Source organism: Streptomyces sp. NPDC005402, assembly GCF_040606575.1.
In the GTDB taxonomy this organism is placed as follows: Bacteria; Actinomycetota; Actinomycetes; order Streptomycetales; family Streptomycetaceae; genus Streptomyces.
The window spans coordinates 438,903-459,662 of sequence record NZ_JBEXFB010000006.1 but is presented as its reverse complement, the minus strand read 5'-3'; the positions used below and the strand labels follow the sequence as shown (position 1 = coordinate 459,662).

The 20,760-nt window shown below is 71.4% G+C and carries 19 protein-coding genes and 1 pseudogene; 12 read left to right on the top strand and 8 right to left on the bottom strand.

The window, feature by feature from the left end; translation table 11 throughout:
- Positions 1-40: 40 nt before the first annotated feature.
- Positions 41-2,128 carry a molybdopterin oxidoreductase family protein gene (locus ABZT02_RS14980; protein WP_356017908.1) on the top strand — a complete coding sequence of 696 codons (2,088 nt, stop codon included), beginning with the start codon at positions 41-43 and terminating at the stop codon, positions 2,126-2,128.
- Position 2,129: 1 nt separating this feature from the next.
- On the opposite strand, the gene ABZT02_RS14975 is transcribed toward ABZT02_RS14980, so the two are convergent.
- Positions 2,130-2,549 carry a gamma-glutamylcyclotransferase family protein gene (locus ABZT02_RS14975; protein ID WP_356017906.1) on the bottom strand — a complete coding sequence of 140 codons (420 nt, stop codon included), beginning with the start codon at positions 2,547-2,549 and terminating at the stop codon, positions 2,130-2,132.
- Between the two features lie 131 nt (positions 2,550-2,680).
- Between ABZT02_RS14975 and ABZT02_RS14970 the strand changes: the two genes are divergently transcribed.
- Together ABZT02_RS14970 and ABZT02_RS14965 are read left to right on the top strand one after the other, a co-directional pair.
- Complete coding sequence (locus ABZT02_RS14970) at positions 2,681-4,336, top strand: M4 family metallopeptidase (protein ID WP_356017904.1); 1,656 nt, start codon at positions 2,681-2,683, stop codon at positions 4,334-4,336.
- Between the two features lie 71 nt (positions 4,337-4,407).
- Complete coding sequence (locus ABZT02_RS14965; RefSeq protein WP_356017901.1) at positions 4,408-4,752, top strand: hypothetical protein; 345 nt, start codon at positions 4,408-4,410, stop codon at positions 4,750-4,752.
- A gap of 212 nt (positions 4,753-4,964) precedes the next feature.
- Here the strand turns inward: ABZT02_RS14965 and ABZT02_RS14960 are convergent, their stop codons facing one another.
- Together ABZT02_RS14960 and ABZT02_RS14955 are read right to left on the bottom strand one after the other, a co-directional pair.
- A complete protein-coding gene (locus ABZT02_RS14960; protein WP_356018012.1) occupies positions 4,965-5,393 on the bottom strand; it encodes a VOC family protein in 429 nt (142 codons plus the stop codon).
- Positions 5,394-5,442: 49 nt separating this feature from the next.
- Complete coding sequence (locus ABZT02_RS14955; protein WP_356017899.1) at positions 5,443-6,024, bottom strand: NAD(P)H-dependent oxidoreductase; 582 nt, start codon at positions 6,022-6,024, stop codon at positions 5,443-5,445.
- A 278-nt stretch (positions 6,025-6,302) separates the two neighbouring features.
- Here ABZT02_RS14955 and ABZT02_RS14950 point away from each other — a divergent pair, with 278 nt between their 5' ends.
- Complete coding sequence (locus ABZT02_RS14950) at positions 6,303-6,824, top strand: hypothetical protein (RefSeq protein ID WP_356017897.1); 522 nt, start codon at positions 6,303-6,305, stop codon at positions 6,822-6,824.
- A 111-nt stretch (positions 6,825-6,935) separates the two neighbouring features.
- Positions 6,936-7,562, top strand: coding sequence for a class F sortase (locus ABZT02_RS14945; RefSeq protein WP_356017894.1), 627 nt, complete (start codon positions 6,936-6,938; stop codon positions 7,560-7,562).
- On the opposite strand, the gene cpt is transcribed toward ABZT02_RS14945, so the two are convergent.
- Together cpt and ABZT02_RS14935 are read right to left on the bottom strand one after the other, a co-directional pair.
- Positions 7,546-8,091, bottom strand: a complete 546-nt coding sequence (gene cpt, locus ABZT02_RS14940; RefSeq protein ID WP_356017892.1) for a chloramphenicol phosphotransferase CPT — start codon at positions 8,089-8,091, stop codon at positions 7,546-7,548. The two genes, ABZT02_RS14945 and cpt, sit on opposite strands and share 17 nt — an antisense overlap.
- Positions 8,092-8,106: 15 nt before the next feature.
- Positions 8,107-8,922, bottom strand: coding sequence for a TSUP family transporter (locus ABZT02_RS14935; protein ID WP_356017890.1), 816 nt, complete (start codon positions 8,920-8,922; stop codon positions 8,107-8,109).
- A 167-nt stretch (positions 8,923-9,089) separates the two neighbouring features.
- On the opposite strand from ABZT02_RS14935, the gene ABZT02_RS14930 reads away from it, so the two are divergent.
- The 6 genes from ABZT02_RS14930 (at position 9,090) to ABZT02_RS14905 (ending at position 15,408) form a co-directional block, all read left to right on the top strand.
- On the top strand, positions 9,090-10,304 hold the full coding sequence (locus ABZT02_RS14930; protein WP_356017888.1) for an FAD-dependent oxidoreductase: 1,215 nt from the start codon (positions 9,090-9,092) through the stop codon (positions 10,302-10,304).
- Positions 10,304-12,904: a nitrite reductase large subunit NirB gene (gene nirB / locus ABZT02_RS14925; protein ID WP_356017885.1), complete on the top strand. Its 2,601-nt coding sequence runs from the start codon at positions 10,304-10,306 to the stop codon at positions 12,902-12,904. Before ABZT02_RS14930 ends, nirB begins: the two co-directional genes overlap by 1 nt.
- On the top strand, positions 12,901-13,251 hold the full coding sequence (gene nirD, locus ABZT02_RS14920; protein ID WP_356017883.1) for a nitrite reductase small subunit NirD: 351 nt from the start codon (positions 12,901-12,903) through the stop codon (positions 13,249-13,251). The genes nirB and nirD overlap by 4 nt, the downstream gene beginning before the upstream one ends.
- A 46-nt stretch (positions 13,252-13,297) precedes the next feature.
- A complete protein-coding gene (locus tag ABZT02_RS14915) occupies positions 13,298-13,879 on the top strand; it encodes a TetR/AcrR family transcriptional regulator (RefSeq protein ID WP_356017881.1) in 582 nt (193 codons plus the stop codon).
- A 72-nt stretch (positions 13,880-13,951) separates the two neighbouring features.
- Positions 13,952-14,713, top strand: coding sequence for a glucose 1-dehydrogenase (locus tag ABZT02_RS14910; RefSeq protein WP_356017878.1), 762 nt, complete (start codon positions 13,952-13,954; stop codon positions 14,711-14,713).
- Positions 14,714-14,757: 44 nt separating this feature from the next.
- Positions 14,758-15,408 (top strand): LysE family translocator, encoded by a 651-nt coding sequence (locus ABZT02_RS14905; RefSeq protein WP_356017876.1) that lies wholly within the window; start codon positions 14,758-14,760, stop codon positions 15,406-15,408.
- A 33-nt stretch (positions 15,409-15,441) separates the two neighbouring features.
- Here the strand turns inward: ABZT02_RS14905 and ABZT02_RS14900 are convergent.
- Positions 15,442-15,566, bottom strand: a pseudogene (locus ABZT02_RS14900) (short-chain dehydrogenase); the annotation flags it as partial.
- 64 nt (positions 15,567-15,630) lie between these two features.
- Between ABZT02_RS14900 and ABZT02_RS14895 the strand changes: the two are divergent.
- Positions 15,631-16,188, top strand: coding sequence for a hypothetical protein (locus tag ABZT02_RS14895; protein ID WP_356017874.1), 558 nt, complete (start codon positions 15,631-15,633; stop codon positions 16,186-16,188).
- Between the two features lie 239 nt (positions 16,189-16,427).
- On the opposite strand, the gene ppdK is transcribed toward ABZT02_RS14895, so the two are convergent.
- Both ppdK and ABZT02_RS14885 read right to left on the bottom strand, forming a co-directional pair.
- Positions 16,428-19,148: a pyruvate, phosphate dikinase gene (ppdK, locus tag ABZT02_RS14890; protein ID WP_356017872.1), complete on the bottom strand. Its 2,721-nt coding sequence runs from the start codon at positions 19,146-19,148 to the stop codon at positions 16,428-16,430.
- A 406-nt stretch (positions 19,149-19,554) separates the two neighbouring features.
- Positions 19,555-20,757: an ROK family protein gene (locus ABZT02_RS14885; protein WP_356017870.1), complete on the bottom strand. Its 1,203-nt coding sequence runs from the start codon at positions 20,755-20,757 to the stop codon at positions 19,555-19,557.
- Between the last annotated feature and the right edge of the window lie 3 nt (positions 20,758-20,760).

Below are 20,760 nucleotides of genomic sequence, written 5' to 3'. Positions count from 1 at the left end.
GCCGTCCCCGGTGTAACACGGCCGAAGCACGCTGAAAGGCATGCAGAACTCCGCGACGCCCACGCACTGCCCGTACTGCGCCCTGCAGTGCGGCATGAACCTCACCCCCGCTCCGGACGGGACCGTCGAGGTGAGCGAGCGCGTGGACTTCCCGGTGAACCGGGGGGCGCTGTGCGGCAAGGGCCGTACGGCGCCCGCGGTGCTCTCGTCCCGGGTGCGCCTGACCTCCCCGTTGGTGCGCTCCGGGGGCACACTGGTGCCCGCGACCTGGGACGAGGCGCTGGACCGGGTCGCCGAGGGGCTGTCCCGCACGCGCACGGAGCATGGTCCGGACGCGTGCGGGGTCTTCGGCGGGGGCGGCCTCACCAACGAGAAGGCGTACACGCTCGGCAAGTTCGCGCGGGTCGTCCTCGGCACCTCGCAGATCGACTACAACGGGCGCTTCTGCATGTCGTCCGCGGCGGCCGGCGGGATGAAGGCCTTCGGCCTGGACCGCGGACTGCCCTTCCCGCTGGAGGACATCCCGAAGTCCGGCTGTGTGATCCTCGTCGGCTCGAACCTCGCCGAGACCATGCCGCCGTCCCTGCGGTTCTTCACCGAGCTGAAGGAGAACGGCGGCACCCTGATCGTCATCGACCCGCGCCGCACCAAGACCGCCGAACAGGCCGACCTGCATCTGATGCCCCGGCCGGGCACGGACCTCGCCCTCGCGCTCGGGCTGCTGCACCTGGTCGTCGCCGACGGGCTCGTCGACGAGGAGTACGTGCGTGAGCGCACGGCCGGCTGGGAGGACGCGCGGGCCGCCGCGATGGCCCACTGGCCGGAGTACGTGGAGCGGATCACCGGTGTGCCGGTGCCCCAACTCCGGGAGACGGTACGGATGTTCTGCGAGCCGGAGTCCGCGATGGTGCTGACCGCGCGCGGGCCCGAGCAGCAGTCCAAGGGCACCGACACCGTGAGCGCGTGGATCAACCTGTGCCTGGCGACCGGGCGCGCGGGACGGCCGTTCAGCGGATACGGCTGTCTGACCGGGCAGGGCAACGGGCAGGGCGGCCGCGAACACGGCCAGAAGGCCGACCAGTTGCCCGGCTACCGCAAGCTGGACGACCCGGCGGCGCGGGCCCATGTCGCCGAGGTGTGGGGCGTGGACCCCGACTCGCTGCCCGGACCGGGGCGCAGCGCCTACGAGTTGCTGGACGCGCTCGGCACCGACATCAAGTCCCTGCTGCTGATGGGCTCCAACCCGGTGGTGTCGGCGCCGCGCGCCGCGCACATCGAGGAGCGCATCAAGTCCCTTGATTTCCTTGCCGTCTGTGACGTCGTGCTGTCGGAGACGGCCGCCCTCGCCGACGTGGTCCTGCCGGTCACGCAGTGGGCCGAGGAGACGGGCACGACGACCAACCTGGAGGGGCGGGTGCTGCTGCGCCGGCAGGCGATCACCCCGCCGGACGGGATCCGCAGCGACCTGGAGGTCATGCACGAACTCGCCGACCGGCTCGGGGTGGAGAAGGGCTTCCCGACCGACCCCGAGGAGGTCTTCGAGGAGCTGCGCCGGGCCAGCGCGGGCGGCCCGGCCGACTACTCCGGGATCACCTACCGGCGGCTGGCCGAGGAGAACGGGGTGTTCTGGCCGTGTCCGACCGAGGACACAGCGGTGCACCCCGGCAGCCCGCGGCTCTTCCTGGACCGCTTCGCCCACCCGGACGGCCGGGCCCGCTTCGTCGCCGTCTCGCACCGGGCGATCGCGGAGGAGCCCGACGAGGAGTACCCGGTGCTGCTGACGACCGGCCGGGTCGTGGCCCAGTACCAGTCCGGCGCGCAGACCCGCCGGGTGGACGAGCTGAACGCCGCCGCGCCCGGGCCGTTCGTGGAGCTGCACCCGCGGCTCGCGGAGCGTCTCGGGGCGGCCGAGGGCGACCCGGTGGCCGTGGTCTCGCGGCGCGGGCGGGCCGTGGCACCGGCCCGCATCACGCTCGGCATCCGCCCCGACACCGTCTTCATGCCCTTCCACTGGTACGGCGAGGGCCGCGCCAACACCCTCACCAACCCGGCCCTCGACCCGACGTCACGGATGCCGGAGTTCAAGGCGTGCGCGGTGCGGGTGGAGGCGGTGGAGCGGCAGTCCTGACTCACCTGTACAGCCAGTCGCCGCTCTCGATGGGCTTGCCGCGGGCGCGCAGGCGGGCGGCGACGGCGGGTGCGGCCACATAGACCCAGGCGGGCACGGACGTGCCGTCGGCCGTGCGGATCACCTCGCGGGCGACCCGTTCGTACAGGTTGCGCGGGTCTCCCGGGCTGTACTCCTCCAACTCGTCGAGAACGGCGAGCAGTTCGGCGTAGGCATCGGCCCGCGGGGTGAGGAGTTCCCCCGCGACCGCTCCCCCGGCCTCCTCGACGGCGTACGGATAGCCGGGGCCGTCGTACAGCAGCGCGCCGGCGAGTCGGCCCGGTTCCTCGGAGCGGATACGGCCGCGCAGGAAGAGGTCGTGGTTGACCTCGCCGGGGCGGAGGGTGCCGTAGACGAAGAACGGGAGTCTCGCAGGGGTCACAGAAACGATTCTCTCCCCTCACATACCTGCACGTGACGCGCTATGGACATGGCTTGTCATGACCTCTTAAATCTTCGTCAACGTCCGCGCCACCCCCCACGCGCCCCGTTGGCGCCTTTCAGAGGAGACCGATGAGTCGGATACGGCCGTACGTCCGAGGTGCCCGTTCCCGTCGTCTCGCCACCGCCGGAGTGGCCGCCACAGCCGCCACCCTGCTCGCCACCGCCCTCTCCCCCGCCGCCGGTGCGGCGGACAGACCGACCAGGGCCACCGCGCTGGAGAACGCCGCGTCCGTCCTGGCCGACCGGGCCCCGGCGCTGGGGCTCACCTCAGCCCAGGGCACGAAGGTCCGTGACGTGATCGTCGACGCCGACGGCACCCAGCACGTCCGCTACGACCGCACCTACCGCCAACTTCCGGTGCTGGGCGGTGACTTCGTCGTCCACCTCGCGCCGGACGGGGCGTACAAGAGCTCCTCGCGCGCCACGAGGAGCGCGATATCCCTCGCCAGCGTCACCCCCACCCTGTCCGCCCCGAAGGCCGCCGACCTCGCGGCGAACGCCCTCAAGGCGGCCAACCTCGGCGAGACGCTGAAGAAGCTGACCGCCAAGCCGCGCCTGGTCGTCGACGCGCTGCACGGGGCCCCGAAGCTGGCCTGGCAGACCGACGCCGCCGCGCAGGACTCCCTCGGCAACCCGGTCGCGCGGACGGTCCTCACGGACGCCCGCACGGGTGCGCAGATCGACGCGTGGGACAGCATCGAGCAGGCGGCCGGGGACGGCAAGTCGCTGTACAGCGGCACGGTTTCGCTGGAGACGACCCAGTCGGGATCGACGTACCAGCTCAAGGACGCGACGCGCGGGAACACCTACACCGGCGACGCGGCCAACAAGACCGACCTGTGCTTCCTGAACATCTGCTTCAGCCGGGCACCCGCGACCCTGTACACCGATGCCGACAACCACTGGGGCACGGGGGCCACTTCGGACCGGGCCACGGCGGCGGTGGACGCGCAGTACGGCACCGACGTCACCTGGGACTACTACAAGAAGGTCCACGGCCGCAACGGCATCGGCGGGGACGGCAAGGGGTCCTACAACCGCGTCCACTACGGCAACAACTACAACAACGCCTTCTGGGACGACAGTTGCTTCTGCATGACGTACGGCGACGGTGACGGGACGCAGCTCGGTCCGCTGGTCTCACTGGACGTGGCGGGCCACGAGATGTCGCACGGCGTGACCTCGAAGACGGCGGCGCTGACGTACTCGGGCGAGTCGGGCGGGCTCAACGAGGCGACCTCCGACATCTTCGGCACGCTGGTGGAGTTCTACGCGGGCAACTCTTCAGACACCGGCGACTATCTGATCGGCGAGAAGATCGTCCGCTCCGGCTTCGGGCGGGACGCCCTGCGCTACATGGACAAGCCCTCCAAGGACGGCGCCTCCGCCGACTCCTGGAGCAGCTCGGTCGGCAACCTCGACGTCCACTACTCCTCCGGCGTCGCGAACCACTTCGCGTATCTGCTGGCGGAGGGCAGCGGGCCGAAGACCATCAACGGCGTCAGCTACAACTCCCCCACCTCCAACGGCTCCACGGTCACCGGCATCGGCCGCGACAAGCTGGGCGCCATCTGGTACCGGGCGCTGACGGTCTACATGACGTCCTCGACGAACTACGCGGGAGCGCGGACGGCCACCCTGAACGCGGCGAAGGACCTGTACGGCGCGGGCAGCACGGAGTACAACGCGGTGGCAGCGGCCTGGAGCGCGGTGAACGTGAACTGACGCCCACGCACCGGTCCACGCGGCCGCCCCGGGGTTCCGGGGCGGCCGTTCCCGTGGGACGAGGAGGGTGCGTGGGCGAGGAAGATCCGCACATCTATGTCGAGGTGAAGGTGGTCCGGGGCCAGGCGGCCGTGCGCACCATGCTCGCAGCCACGTTCGGGCCGGCCGGGGACCTGCCGAGCGTCGTGGCCACCGGGTGCGGGCTGCGGGTGCCGTACGCCATGACCTCGCCCCGACCGGACCGCGTGACCTGCCTGCCCTGCCGTGAGCACGCCCGGTCGGAGCATCTGCGCTTCGCCGACGAGATCGAGCGGCTCGGCGCCCTGCCGGGCTCGTCCGTCACCCCGGCCGAGGCCAGGCGGGCCGCCGAGCGACATCGCGCGCTCGCTGAGAAGTTCTCCGGCGCACAGGGCTGACGCAACGCGACGGCACCGGGCCGGGCGGGCGTGGTGCACTGCCGGGGCGACAGGAACCCCGTGCTCGCGGCGGTGGGGCGGCGGGCCGTCGAGGAGGGTGCTCGTCGCGGTCCTGGCCCTCCGGCGGCCTGGGCCGATGTGGGGCGGGCAGGTCCCCGGCCCGCGCTCCCGGGGCGGTTGGCGGCGACGTCATCGGGCGCCCCCCAGGGGCCCTAGCCGAAGTCGGGCAGCGTGATCGTGCCGTCCTCCGCCAGCGGGAAGCCCGGGTTGTACGCCACCTCCCAGGCGTGGCCGTCCGGGTCCGTGAAGGCGCTGGAGTAGAAGCCGATCTCGTTCACCGCGGCCGGTTTGGTGATGGTGCCGCCCGCCTCCGCCACGGTCGCGAGGAGGGCGTCGACCTCCGCCTGCGAGCGGACGTTGTGGGCGAGGACGATGCCGCCGAACCCGTGCGCCGGCCCCGGCTCCAGTCCGCAGTCCTTCGCGAGCTTCTCCCGGCTCCACAGGACCAGGCCCAGGCCGCCCGCCTGGAAGAAGACCGTCTCCGCGACCTCCTGGCCGCGCCAGCCCAGGGCCTCGTAGAACGCCTTGGAGCGGGCGAGGTCGAGGACGCCCAGCGTGATCAGGGTGACGCGCGGTTCCATGGCCATCGCCTCACGGTAGCGCCTGCCAGCTCTCCTGGCGGGAGGCCGTTCACGCGCCGTACGGCCTGGCGGCCCTGCCCTCCCTCAGCACCCTGCCCCACCACACCAGCTGGTCCAGCATCGTCTTCGCCGCCGCGTCCGGGCCCGACGGATCCTTCAGGCGGCCGTCGGCGAAGGAGCCTCCCGCGTTGTGGAAGCTCACCGTGTCCCTGACCGTCACCGCGTGGAGTTCGGCGAAGACCTGGCGCAGGTGCTCCACGGCCCGCAGGCCGCCCGAGATGCCGCCGTAGGAGACGAGCGCCACCGGTTTGGCCTGCCACTCCGTGAAGTGCCAGTCGACCAGGTTCTTCAGGCCCGCAGGGTAGGAGTGGTTGTACTCGGGGGTGAGGACGACGAAGGCGTCCGCGGAGGCGAGCTTGGGGGTCACCGCGGCGAGGGCGGCGGTCGTCTCGGGGGTCGGGGCCATGGACATGGGCAGGTCGGCCTCGGCCACGTCCACGACGTCCACGACCAGGTCGTCGCGGTCGCCGAGGCGGTCGAGGAGCCAGTCGGCGACGACGGGGCCGAAGCGGCCGTGGCGGTTGCTGCCGATGACCAGGGCGACTCGGAGAGGTGCGATGTCTGTCTGCATGAGGGACAGCGTGGTACCTCGACCAAAGTTGAGGTCAAGCACAGGGGCGACGCCGCCGGGTCACCCGTTCACACGCGCGCCCTGCGCCCTTCGGGTTCTCTCCCGCGATCGACCCGCAGTACGGCGATGACCTGCTGAAACTCCGCCCGAACCGGCCCGGGGCGCAGTGATCTGACACCCATTCACCGCATTTCTGACGCCCCCTCAGGAAGCGGACCCGGCCCACTGCCACTTACCTCGAAGGCACAGGGACCCACCCGAGAGCTCGAAGGAGCACCATGCGCCCCACCTCCCGCCTGCTGACCGGCAGCGCGCTCGCCGTCGCCGCCGCGGGTCTCGTCTGTGCACCCGCGTACGCCGGCGACACGGACGGGCTCGAGGTCTTCCCGTCCTCCGTGGTGCCGGGCGGGCAGGTCACCGTGAACACCGCGGCGTGCGGGGACGGCGGTACGGCGGCGGGGGACGCCAGCGCCGTGGGCGCGGGCACCTTCACGCTGGCGCCCAGCACGCACGAGGGTGACGCGATCGGGCAGTTCCAGGTTCCGCCGAGCGCGCAGCCGGGGACGTACGAGATCGTCGCGACCTGTGCGGAGGGCGGCCGGCGGGTGACCGGTGACCTGGTGGTCACGCTGACGTCCCAGCGTCAGTCGGTGCACCCCAGAGGAAGTGTGAAGACGGGGGTCGGTGGCGCTCTGGGCCCCGATCCCGTACAGACCGCGGCCGGCGTGGCGGCTCTCGCCGTCGCCGCCGCGGGCGGTACCTGGCTCCTGCATCGCCGGGCGAGAGGCGACGGGATCTGACGGACACCCTCCGCTGTCCGTCCGCCGGTACCGCATGTCCCCTCCCCCTCCGGGTCCGACGCCCCTCGCGGCCCGGAGGGGGACGGGCAGGCCAGCCGTAGAGGAGGCTCTGTGCGCAACCGCAGCTTCGGCAACACCGCCATAGCGGGCGTCACCGTGGTGGCCCTGTGCACCGGTGCGTGGCTGCTGCGCAGCGGCGCCGAGACGCACCCCCCGCCGCAGCCGTCCGCCGCCCAGGCGCACGCGGGAGGAGACAGCGGGCGGGCCGCCGCGCCCGCCCTGCCGCCGTCCCCGCCCGACCGCGTCCGTATCCCCGCGATCCGTGTGGACGCGCCGCTGATGGGGCTGGCCATCACGGCGAGCGGCAGCCTCGATGTGCCGCCTGCTGTGAAGAAGAACCTCGCCGGCTGGTACGAGGCCGGCACCACCCCCGGGGAGACGGGCACCGCGATCGTCGCCGGGCACGTCGACAACGCCGAAGGCCCCGCCGTCTTCTACGACCTCGGTGCCCTCCGCAAGGGCAGCGCGATCGAGGTGGACCGGCGCGACGGAAGCGTCGCGGTGTTCACGGTGGACGCGGTCGAGGTGTACGACGCGAAGAGCTTCCCCGACGAGAAGGTGTACGGGGCCGCGAGGAGGCCCGAGCTGCGGGTGATCACCTGCGGCGGGGGTTACTCGCGCTCGACCGGTTACCGGGGGAACGTGGTGGTGTTCGCGCACCTCACGGGGAGCCGCTGACGACCGCCTCGGCGATGGTGCGCGCGCAGTCCAGGGACTCGTTGCGGGTGGTGTCGACCTCGAGGTCGTAGACCACGCCCTGGTGGACGATCTCCGCCTGCTTCTCGGCCATCCCCCGGGCCCGGTCACCCCGGACGATCTCGCGGCCCGCGGCGACGGCGGCCTCGCAGCGCACGCCGACCCACAGCACGTCCAGTCCGAGCAGCGACCTGCGCCAGCGTTCCTGCGAGTGCGCGCCGCCCAGGAAGACGTCGTCGACGATCACCGGGGCGCCCGCCCGGGCCGTCGCGGCGACCCCCGCCCGCCAGGCCGCCTCCAGGCGCGCGAACTCCTCCCCGACGCTCACCGCGCCGTCGGCCGCGAACTCGATGCCCGCGTCGGAGGCCTGGAGCGAGGCGGGCAGCGACTCGACGAACCCGTCGATCCCGAAGGCGAGCCACGGGTCGGGCAGGACCGCCTGGAGACACCGGACGATCCCGGACTTGCCGGAGCTGGAGCCGCCGTTGAGCACGATCACCTGAGTCGTCACGGCGTCACGTTAGCGTCAGGCGAGCCACTGTTCGTACGCAATATTCGCGACCAGCGCGAGGACCACGGCCAGCAGCACGACCCGCACGAACCCGCTGCCCTTCTTCAGCACGGTGCGCGCGCCCGGCAGGCCGCCCGCGAGGTTGAAGACGGCCATCACGGCAGCGAGCTGCCACAGGACGGTGCCCTGCCAGGCGAACATCGCCAGCGCGCCCGCGTTGGTACAGCAATTCACGATCTTGGCGGTGGCGGTGGCGGAGGCGGTCACGAGGTCGAGACGGAGGACGGCGGTCAGGGCGAGGACGAGGAACGTGCCCGTGCCGGGGCCGACCAGACCGTCGTAGAAGCCGATACCGAGGCCCGCGAGGCCGATCGCGGCGAGGATCCGGCGGCGGCCGGCCGGGCCGGTCGCCGGGGCGGCGCCGAAAGCGGGGCGCAGGATGACGAAGGCGGCGACCCCCAGCAGTACGACCATGATCAGCGGCTTGAGCACGTCCGTGCTCATTCCCGCCGCCAGGAAGGCACCGGCCGAGGACCCGGCGACGGCCGCGATGCCGATGCGGACCGCGAGCCGTACGTCGACGGGCGCCTTGCGGGCGTACGTCACCGCGGCGCCCGAGGTGCCGACGATGGCGACCGCCTTGTTGGTGCCGGGCGCGTACGCGGCCGGGGTGCCGGACGGCAGACCGAGCAGGAGGACCGGCAGCCGGAGGAGCCCTCCGCCGCCGACCACCGCGTCGATCCAGCCGGCCGCGAGGGCGGTCACGCACAGGACGACGAGCACGGTCAGCGATATGTCGGGCGTGATCGCGACCCTGAGGGACGGGTACATGCAGGTCCCACCCACCTGGGGGCGCCGGGGGGCGACGTCCTCACAGCGCGCCCCCGGCGCCCCTGCCGAACCCTCACACCCGCCCCCGGCCCCAGCTGAGGGCAGCGTTCCTCGCGGGAAACAGAGGTGATGCGGTCGGGTAACACCCGCAACGCACGCTCCTGGACATGACCTCGAATACGCGTGTGGTGGTGATCGGCGCCGGGCTCGCGGGCGTCCGACTCGCCCGGCGGCTCGGAGAGCTCGGCACGCCCGTGACGCTGATCGGCGAGGAGGAGCACCGCCCGTACAACCGGGTGCTCCTCGCCGAGGTGCTGGCCGGGCGGTACACCCCCGATGTGATCGCGCTCCCGGCGCCGGCCGCGCTGACCCGTGCCCGGGTCAGCGGCATCGACCGCGGGGCACGGACCGTCGAGTGCGCCGACGGCTCGAAGATCGCATACGACACGCTGGTCCTGGCCACCGGCTCCAACCCCGTACTCCCGCCGCTGCGCGGCCTGTTCACCCCCGACCACGTCCTGCCGGAGGGCGTCCACGCCTTCCGCACCATGGACGACTGCCTGGGACTGTCCGAGGCGGTCCGGCCGGGAGTGAAGGCGGTCGTGATCGGCGGCGGACTCCTCGGGGTCTCCGCGGCCCGTGCGCTCGCCCAGCGCGGCGCCCAGGTCATGCTGGCCCAGCAGTCCGAGCGGCTGATGGAACGCCAGCTCGACCCGAGCGCGTCCAAGCTCGTCCGGCGCCACCTCGTGGACCTCGGCGTCGAGGTCCACACCGATCTGCGCGTGCGTGACGTGCGCTGTGTAGGCGGCGCGGTCCGCTCGGTCGAGATGGCCGACGGATACGCCCTCGACGCCCAGATCGTGGTCCTGGCCTGCGGGGTCCACCCCCGTGTCGGCCTCGCGCAGACCGCGGGCCTGGAGGTGCGCAAGGGAATCGTCGTGGACGACGAACTGCGCACGTCCGACCCGCACATCCACGCCATCGGCGACTGCGCCCAGCACGACGGCAACGTCTACGGACTCGCCACCCCGGCCCTCGAACAGGCCGATGCACTCGCCGAGTTGCTGGCCGGGCGGGCGAACGCCCGCTACACCGGCACCCGTTCGCTGACCCGGCTCACACTGCCCGGACAGACCGCCTTCGACCTCGCCGCGTTCGGCGAGACCGAGGTGCTCCCCGGCGACGACGTCGTCCAGCTCACGGACGCCACCCGCGGCACCTACCGCAAGGTCGTCGTCCGCGACGACCGCCTGGTCGGCGGGGTCCTCGTCGGCGAACTCGGCACCGTCGGCGCGCTCGCCCGCGCCTGGGAGGGAGCAGAGCCGCTCCCCTCCGACGGCGGCCCGCTGCTCCACCTGCTCACCAACGATGGAGGCTCCTGATGACCGCCACGGAGGCCACGGAGGCCACCCCCACGATCGTCCTTGTCGGCCACGGCATGGTCGGCCAGCGCTTCCTGGAGGCGCTCGCCGAGCGCGGCCTGACCGCCACGCACCGCGTGGTCGTGCTCTGCGAGGAGCCGCGTCCCGCGTACGACCGCGTCGCGCTCACCTCGTACTTCTCGGGGAAGACGCCCGAGGAACTCTCCGTGACGGACATGGAGCTCATCGACACGCACGGCATCGAGCTGTACATCGGTGACCCGGCCGTCTCCGTGGACCGCGACGCGAAGAAGGTCACCGCGAAGTCCGGACAGGTCTTCGACTACGAGACCCTCGTCCTGGCCACCGGCTCCTTCCCCTTCGTGCCGCCGGTCCCCAACAAGGACGCCCAGGGCTGCTTCGTCTACCGCACGATCGAGGACCTCCTCGCCATCGAGGAGTACGCGAAGACCCGCACCACCGGTGCCGTGGTCGGCGGCGGTCTGCTCGGGCTCGAGGCGGCCGGTGCGCTGAAGGGGCTCGGACTGACCTCCCACATCGTGGAGTTCGCGCCGCGGCTGATGCCGGTGCAGGTCGACGAGGGCGGCGGCGCGGCCCTCCTGCGCACCATCGAGGAGATGGGCCTGAGCGTCCACACCGGGGTGGGCACGCAGGAGATCGTGGTCGACGAAACCGGTGCCGTCACCGGCATGAAGCTCTCCGACGGCTCCGAGCTCGCCACCGACCTGGTGGTGTTCAGCGCCGGTGTCCGCCCCCGCGACCAGCTGGCCCGTGACTGCGGACTGACGGTCGGCGAGCGCGGCGGCATCGCGGTCGACGAGCAGTGCCGTACGGTCGCCGACCCGCACGTGTTCGCGATCGGCGAGTGCGCGCTGGCCGCCGACGGCCGGGTGTACGGCCTGGTGGCGCCCGGTTACGAGCAGGCCGAGACGGCGGCGGCGACCATCGCCTCCGACGAGGCAGCCTTCCTCGGCGCCGACCTGTCCACCAAGCTGAAGCTGCTCGGTGTGGACGTCGCCTCCTTCGGTGACGCGCACGGCGCGACCGAGGACTGCCTCGACGTCGTCTACTCCGACTCCCGCGCGGGCCTGTACAAGAAGCTGGTCATCGGCCGGGACGGCACGCTGCTCGGCGGCATCCTGGTCGGCGACGCGGAGGCGTACGGCACGCTGAAGGCGTTCACCGGTTCGGTGCCGCCGGTCAAGCCCGAGTCGCTGGTGCTGCCCGCCGGTGCCGGCGAGTCCGTCCAGCTCGGCCCGACCGCGCTGCCGGACGACGCGATCATCTGCTCCTGCAACAACGTCCGCAAGGGCACGATCCGCGGAGCGGTCACCGAGCACAACTGCACCACCGTGCCCGAGGTGAAGAAGTGCACCAAGGCCGGTACGACCTGCGGCAGTTGCGTCAAGGTCCTCGGCCAGCTGGTCACCGCCGAACTGGAGGCGTCCGGCGTCGAGGTCGACAAGGGCCTGTGCGGCTGCTTCTCGCAGACCCGCGAGGAGCTCTACGAGATCGTCCTCGCCCTGCGCATCAACACCTACCAGGACCTGCTGGACCGCTACGGCCGTGACGGCGCCAAGGGCGGCGACGGCTGCGAGATCTGCAAGCCGGCGGTCGGCTCGATCATCGCCTCCCTCGCCCCGACGATCGGCGCGAGCGGCTATGTCCTGGACGGCGAGCAGGCGTCCCTGCAGGACTCCAACGACCACTTCCTCGCCAACATCCAGAAGAACGGCTCCTACTCGGTCGTGCCGCGCATCCCCGGCGGTGAGATCACCCCCGAGGGCCTCATCGTGATCGGCGAGATCGCCCGCGACTTCGGCCTCTACACGAAGATCACCGGTGGCCAGCGGATCGACATGTTCGGCGCCCGCGTCGAGCAACTCCCCCTGATCTGGACCCGGTTGGTGGACGCCGGCTTCGAGTCCGGGCACGCCTACGGCAAGTCCCTGCGCACGGTGAAGTCCTGCGTCGGCCAGACCTGGTGCCGCTACGGCGTCCAGGACTCGGTCCGCATGGCGATCGACCTGGAGCTGCGCTACCGGGGCCTGCGCTCCCCGCACAAGCTCAAGTCGGCGGTGTCGGGCTGCGCCCGCGAGTGCGCCGAGGCCCAGTCGAAGGACTTCGGCGTGATCGCCACCTCCAACGGCTGGAACCTCTACGTCGGCGGCAACGGCGGCGCGACCCCGCGCCACGCGGACCTGCTCGCGCAGGACCTCACCGACGCCGAACTCATCAAGCTCATCGACCGGTTCCTGATGTTCTACATCCGCACCGCGGACCGCCTGGAGCGCACCTCGACCTGGCTGGAGCGCATCCCCGGCGGCCTGGACCACGTCCGTGACGTGGTCGTGGAGGACTCCCTCGGCATCTGCGAGGAGCTGGAGTCCCTGATGACGGCCCACGTGGCGCACTACGCCGACGAGTGGGCGACCACCATCAACGACCCCGAGAAGCTCGCCCGTTTCGTGTCCTTCGTGAACGCCCCCGACACCCCCGACCCGGTCGTCGGCTTCGTCCCCGAGCGTGAGCAGATCAAGCCCGACCTGCCGCTGCTGACCATCGGCCACCGTCCCCTGGAAGGAAGCGCCCAGCGATGACCCTGGCACCCGAGACCACCGACCTGAAGGTCCAACTCCAGCTGAACGGCGACTGGTTCGCGGTCTGCGAGCTGGCCCGCCTGCTCCCCGGCCGGGGGGTGGCGGCCCTGCTGCCCGACGGCCACCAGGCGGCCCTGTTCCGCGACCGCGCCGGCAACCTGTACGCCGTCGACAACCGCGACCCCTTCAGCGGCGCGGCAGTCCTCTCCCGCGGCCTGACCGGCAGCCTCCAGGGCCGCCCGTTCGTGGCCTCGCCGCTGCTGAAGCAGCGGTTCGACCTGGAGACCGGGCAGTGCCTGGACGACGAGTCGGTACGGATCACGACGTACGAGGTGCGGGCGGCGTAACCGGGTTTCTTGACCGATCGTTCTCAATGGTCCTAGTCTCCTGAACGTGGCCAGGACCAAGGAGTTCGACCCCGAGGCCGCGCTGCAGGCAGCTCTGGAGCTGTTCTGGCGGCGCGGCTACGAGGCGACGTCGATGTCCGATCTCGTGGAGCACCTCGGCGTCGGACGGGCCAGCATCTACGCCACCTTCGGCAGCAAGCACGAGCTGTACCTGAAGGCGCTGGGGCGCTATCAGGAACAACTTCCCGACCTGCTGCGGGAGTTGTCCCGACCGGGCCCGGTGCTGCCCGCCGTCCGCTCTCTGGTGCGGCGCTACGCGGACGAGGCGAGCGCCGAGGACCTGCGCCTGAGCGGCTGCTTCCTCACCAACACGGCGGCCGAACTGGCCCCGCACGACCCGGCCGCCGCCCGTCAGGTCGAGCGGAACTGGGACCAGCTGGAGACGGTCCTGCACTCCGCTCTGACCCGCGCCCGGGAACAGGGTGAACTACCGGCGGAACGCGACCCGTTGACCCTCGCCCGGATGCTGCTGGTACTGCTCCAGGGCCTGAAGGTCGTCGGCAAGGCGTCACCGGACCCGGCGCGGGTGCGGGACGCGGCGGAACAGGCGCTGGCGCTGCTCGACTGAGCTTCTCAGGGCGGGCGGCGCCCTTTTTTCTGTCGCCATATTGAACCGATCGGTCAATAATCAGGGGAGATCATGACGCGCTTCATCGGCAGGACCGCTCTCATCACCGGCGCGGGCTCGGGAATCGGCCGGGCCATCGCCCTGGCGTTCGCCGCGGAGGGGGCGCAGGTGGTGGTCGCCGGACGCAGGCCGGAGCCGCTGACGGAAACGGTCCGGCTGATCGAGGAGGCGGGCGGCAAGGCGCTCCTGGTGACCGGGGACGTCACGCGGGGCGCCGAGATCCAGGCCGTCGTGGAGGCCGCCGCGGACCGGTTCGGCTCGCTCGACGTGGCCGTCAACAACGCCGGAGTGTTCCGGGGCGGGCAGCCCTTGGCCGAGCTGTCCTCGGCTGACTGGCGGGAGCAACTCGACATCAACCTCACCGGGGTGTTCCTCGCGCTGCGGGCCGAGATCCGCCAGATGCGCTCGCAGCCCTCCGGCGGTGCGATCGTGAACATCGCGTCCACCTTCGGCGCCCACACCCGCGCCCCCGGCGCCGCCGCGTACGCCGCCACCAAGGCGGCCGTCTCCGCCCTCACCCGGGGCGCGGCCCTGGACCACATCCACGACGGCGTCCGCATCAACGCGGTCAGCCCCGGCGCGGTGGACACTCCGATGTCCCTGCGCCCCGGCGAGACGGAGGCGGACCGCGCCGAGCGCGCGAGGGCGTCTCTCCCCCTGGGCCGGGTCTCGACCACCTCCGAGATCGCCGCCGCCGTCCTGTACCTGGCCTCGGACGACGCCTCCTCGGTGGTGGGCACCGACCTGGTGGTGGACAGCGGGGCGACGGCCTGAAAATCCGCTGGAGCGGTGAAAGTCCCCCGTGCTTGCATGAGGACATGGTTCCCACCGACCGTCTCCTCGCCTTCGCGGCCATGTCGTTCCTGCTGATCGTGGTCCCCGGTCCCAGCGTGCTGTTCGTGATCGGCCGGGCGCTCGCCCAGGGCCGACGCGCCGCCCTGACCACGGTGGCCGGGAACACGGTCGGCGCGTACGTCCTTGTCCTCGCCGTGGCCTTCGGGGTCGGCTCGGTCGTGGAGCGCTCGGTCCTGGTCTTCACCACGCTCAAGCTCGCCGGTGCCGCCTACCTCGTGTACCTGGGCGTCAAGGCGTGGCGCGGGCGCGGGTCGCTGCGCGCGGCGTTCGCCGAGGACATGACGGCGGCCGCGGCGGGGCACGGCGGTCTGCGCACGTTCTGGGAGGGGTTCGCGGTCGGTGTGACCAACCCCAAGACCATCGTGTTCTTCGCCGCCGTACTGCCGCAGTTCGTGGACCGCGACCACGGTCGGGTGGCCGCGCAGATGCTGCTGCTCGGGCTGGTGTTCAACGTGATCGCGCTGGTCTCCGACGCCGTGTGGGGGCTGGTCGCGGCGACCGCGCGGGGCTGGTTCGCGCGCTCGCCGCGCCGCCTCTCCGCGGTGGGCGGGGTCGGCGGCCTGACCATGATCGGGCTGGGTGTGACGGTGGCGGTGACCGGCCGAAAGGACTGAGAGGGCGCTGCGAGGGCTGCCGGGGCTGCGGGGTCAGATCTTCAGGGCGTCGTACGCCACCCCGGTGAGTTCCTCCGAAGCGTCCCAGAGCCGCCGGGACGCCCGGTCGTCCCGACTCCAGGGGGCCCGCCAGGAGGGGCCGGGGAACCGCGCCACCCGGCCAGGCGAAGGGGACTCCGGAAACCGGTACCACCTGCGGCGGACCAGCGCCAGGATGTGCACATGACACGAAACACGCGCGCTCTCCTCGCACTGTCACTGCTGCCGGTTCTTCTGACGGGATGCGGCGCGAACAAGGAGAGCGGGACCGGCGGGGCGGCCGCCGACAGTGCCGAGCTCGCGACCGCCGCCGAGGGCTGGGGTGTCGAGCCCGACCTCGTCTATGTCACCGAGGTCTCCGGCTACACCGTGTTCCAGGCGTCGATCGGCGCGTACGGGGACGGTGAGTTCGCCGCCGCGTACCGGTCCGACAAGGGTTCCACGCGGATCGGACTCTTCGCGGACCACAGCACGCTGACGGCCGAGAACTGCGCCGAGCAGCCGCTGGGCGCCGACGCGCTCAAGCCGGTCGCCTGCGAGCAGGACGGCAAGGCCTGGTACCGCACGGCGGGCGGGATCCACGAGTACGCGGTGCCCCGCGACGGTGTGGTGGTACGGCTCATCGCCGACAAGGAGAAGGTCGACCGCGCGGTCCTGCGCGAGGCGGCCGAGGCGGTCCATCGCCCGTCCGACGCCGAACTGGCCGCACTGCGACCGGCCGGGGACGGCTCGGACATCTGAGAGAAGAAGTCGCCGCGACGGACGAGTTCCTCGCGAGCGTCCTCGGGAACGTCGTTGAAAAGGAAGCCGACCGGCTCCGCAGGAAGACGCTCGCCCGCCTCGGCTCCGCCGGCTGGGACAAGAGGGGCGGCACCCCCGCACAAGGGTGCCGCCCCTCTCTCCGTGATCCGGAACCGCCGCCCATCGGATGAGGGTCGGGGACGGGCGGCGGTTCCGGAGTCCCAGTGGCCGTCAGGGGCCTACCGGTGGTCGCTCCCGTTCGCCGTGATCGCCGCGCGTCCCGCCTCCAGGCGAGCCACCGGGATGCGGAACGGGGAGCAGGAGACGTAGTCCAGGCCGACCTCGTGGAAGAAGTGGACCGACTCCGGGTCACCGCCGTGCTCACCGCAGACGCCGAGCTTGAGGTCGGGACGGGTCCTGCGGCCCGCCTCCGAGGCCAGCTTCACGAGGGAGCCGACGCCGTCCTTGTCGATCGTCTCGAACGGGGAGACGCCGAAGATGCCCTTCTCCAGGTACGCCGTGAAGAAGGAGGCCTCCACGTCGTCCCGGCTGAAGCCCCACACCGTCTGAGTGAGGTCGTTGGTGCCGAAGGAGAAGAACTCCGCCGCCTCCGCGATCTGACCGGCGGTCAGCGCGGCCCTCGGCAGCTCGATCATCGTGCCGATCGACAGCTTCAGTTCCACACCCGTGGCCGCCTCGACCTCCGCGACGACCTGGTCGGCCTCCTCGCGGACGATCTCCAGCTCCTGGACGGTGCCCACCAGCGGGATCATGATCTCCGCGCGCGGGTCGCCCTTGGCGTTCTTGCGCTCGGCCGCGGCCTCGGCGATCGCGCGGACCTGCATGGTGAACAGACCCGGGATCACCAGGCCGAGGCGTACACCGCGCAGACCCAGCATCGGGTTCTGCTCGTGCAGCCGGTGCACGGCCTGGAGGAGACGCAGTTCGTTCTCGTGCGGCTCCTGGCGGGACTCCGCCAGCGCCACACGGACCGACAGCTCGGTGATGTCGGGAAGGAACTCGTGCAGCGGCGGGTCCAGCAGCCGGACCGTCACCGGCAGGCCGTCCATCGCCGAGAACAGCTCCACGAAGTCCTGCTTCTGCAGCGGGAGCAGCGCCTTCAGCGACTCCTCGCGCTCGGCCTCCGTGTCGGCCAGGATGAGCCGCTCGACCAGCTCTCGGCGGTCGCCGAGGAACATGTGCTCGGTACGGCACAGTCCGATGCCCTGGGCGCCGAAGCGACGGGCGCGCAGCGCGTCCTCGGCGTTGTCCGCGTTGGCCCGCACCCGCAGACGCCTCTTGCGGTCCGCGAACGCCATGATCCGGTGCACGGCCTCGACCAGCTCGTCGGCGTCGTTGGCGCCCGCGTGCATCCGGCCCTCGAAGTACTCCACGACGGGGGACGGCACGACCGGGACCTCACCGAGGTACACCTTGCCGCTCGAACCGTCGATGGAGATCAGGTCGCCCTCCTCCACCACATGCCCGCCCGGCACCGTCATCCGGCGCCGCTTGGTGTCGACCTCCAGCTCCTCCGCGCCGCAGACACAGGTCTTGCCCATGCCGCGCGCCACGACGGCCGCGTGGGAGGTCTTGCCGCCGCGGGAGGTCAGGATGCCCTCGGCCGCGATCATGCCGTCGAGGTCGTCGGGGTTGGTCTCCCGGCGGACCAGGATGACCTTCTCGCCCGAACGGGACCACTTGACGGCGGTGTACGAGTCGAAGACCGCCTTGCCGACGGCCGCGCCCGGCGAGGCCGCGATGCCCCGGCCGACCTGCGCGACCTTGGTGTTCTCGTCGAAGCGCGGGAACATCAGCTGGGCCAGCTGGGCGCCGGTGACGCGCTGGAGCGCCTCGGCCTCGTCGATCAGGCCCTGGTCGACGAGCTGGGTGGCGATCCGGAAGGCCGCTCCCGCGGTGCGCTTGCCGACGCGGGTCTGGAGCATCCACAGCTGACCGCGCTCGATGGTGAACTCGATGTCGCAGAGGTCCTTGTAGTGGTTCTCCAGCGTCTCCATGATCTGCATCAACTGGTCGTACGACTTCTTGTCGATCTGCTCCAGCTCCGCGAGCGGGACGGTGTTGCGGATGCCCGCGACGACGTCCTCGCCCTGGGCGTTCTGGAGGTAGTCGCCGTAGACGCCCTGGTGGCCGGAGGCGGGATCGCGGGTGAAGGCGACACCCGTGCCGGAGTCGGGGCCGAGGTTGCCGAAGACCATGGAACAGACGTTGACGGCCGTGCCCAGGTCGTGCGGGATGCGCTCCTGGCGGCGGTAGAGCTTGGCGCGGTCGGTGTTCCAGGAGTCGAAGACCGCGTGGATGGCGAGGTCCATCTGCTCGCGCGCATCCTGCGGGAAGTCCCGGCCCGCCTCCTTCTTGACGATCTTCTTGAAGGCGGTGACGAGCTTCTTGAGGTCGGCGGCCTCCAGGTCGGTGTCGACCGCGACCTTCTTGGCCTGCTTGGCCTTGTCGAGGGCCTCCTCGAAGAGGTCGCCGTCGATGCCGAGGACGGTCTTGCCGAACATCTGGATGAGGCGCCGGTAGGAGTCCCAGGCGAAGCGGTCGTCGCCGGCCTGCTGGGCGAGACCCTGGACCGACTTGTCGGAGAGGCCGATGTTCAGGACCGTGTCCATCATTCCCGGCATGGAGAACTTCGCGCCGGAGCGGACCGAGACGAGCAGCGGGTCGTCGGCCTGGCCGAGCTTCTTGCCCATGCGCTGCTCCAGCGCGTCGAGGTGCGCACTCACCTCGTCACGCAGTGCCGCCGGCTCCTCACCGCTGTCCAGGTAGACCTTGCAGGCTTCGGTCGTGATGGTGAAGCCGGGGGGAACGGGGAGTCCCAGGTTGGTCATCTCGGCGAGGTTCGCGCCCTTGCCACCCAGGAGGTCCTTGAGGTCCTTGTTTCCCTCGGTGAAGTCGTAGACGAACTTCGCTACGTGGGGTTCTTTGTTTTCCGACACGGGTCTCGACTCCCTCGAGGACGCGGTGGCTGCCCTGACGTCGAGGAACATACCCAGATCGAAGGCGTCTGGGTACGTCTACTCGGGCGTCATACGCCCGTAACCAGTCGTCCGCCAACGGATCGAAAGTCAAAGCTTGGCAAGCGATACGGGCCCGATGTTTTCAGTTCTTGAACGCAACACTCCCCACAGGCCGCCAGAATCGCTCATCTGAGCGGCTTGAAGCACGCCTGATTTCGATCGATGAACGATCAAGGGGTGGCACTGAGTGCCACCCCTTGGAGAAGTGCAGTCGCTCAAGATCCGCTCATTCGAGCGCGACCCCTATCAAGCGTGGCGAGAATCACGCTGCCACAGCGCGCCGGAATTCACCATGCGGACGGGTGTCGGGACCGCAACACGGACGTCATACGCCCATGGCAAGCAACCGCTCCTCCACCCGCTCGGGCGCGTACAGGTGCTCCACGACCAGCGCGCCCGCGCCCACCAGCCCGGCCCGGTCCCCCAGCCGTGAGGTCACCACCTCCAGCCGGGCGGTGGAGCGCGGCAGGGCCCGCTGGTACAGCAGCTCCCGGACGCCTGTGAGGAAGGGAGTTCCGGCCAGATCCCCGGCGATCATCAGGACCCCGGGGTTCAGCAGGGTCACGACCGTCGCCAGGACGTCCCCGACGTGCCGCCCCGCCTCACGTGCGAGCGCCGCCGCCTCGGGATGCCCGGACGCCAGCAGATCGCGCACATCCGAGCCCGAGGCCGCGGGCACCCCGGCCGCCGCCAGCCGACGGGCCACGGCACCGCCGCTCGCGACAGCGGCGAGACAGCCGTAGGACCCGCACCGGCACAGCGCCTCCGCACCCGCCGGCACCCGGATGTGGCCCAGGTCGCCCGCGCCGCCGTCGATGCCCCGGTAGACCGAGCCGTCGACCACGACTCCGGCGCCGATGCCCGTCGAGACCTTGACCAGCACGAACGCCGAGCAGTCGGGGTAGGCCGTGCGCTGTTCGCCGTACGCCATGAGGTTGGCGTCGTTGTCGACGAGCACGGGGATCGGACCGGCGCCGGTGTGCTCGGTGAAGGAGCGGGCGAGGCGGCCTCGTATGTCGTAGTCGTCCCAGCCGGGCATGATCGGCGGCTGCACCACCCGGCCGCTCTCCAGGTCGACCGGGCCCGGCACGGCGAGCCCGATCCCGCAGACCTCCGCCGCCCGGTGGCCCGCCTTCTCCAGGAGTTCGGAGAACCAGCGGCCCAGCTCGCCGAGCACGGCGTCCGGGCCGTCCTCGATCGCCAGGGCTCCGCTGTGCTCGGCGAGGATCTCGCCGGTCAGGGAGAGCACGGCCGCACGGGCGTGCCGGGTCTCCAGGTCGGCGGCGAGGACGACGGCGTGGGCGTCGTCGAACTCCAGGGTGATCGAGGGGCGGCCGCCCAGCGGGGAGTCCACGGGGCCCCCGGCGCCCTCGCGCAGCCAGCCCGCGCGGAAGAGGCGGTCGAGGCGCTGGCCGACGGTCGCCCGGGACAGTCCGGTGGCCTGCTGGAGCGCGCCGCGCGTGACGGCTCGCCCGCTGCGGACCAGTTCGAGCAGATCTCCGGCGCCGGTCTGACTCCGTCCAGCCATGCG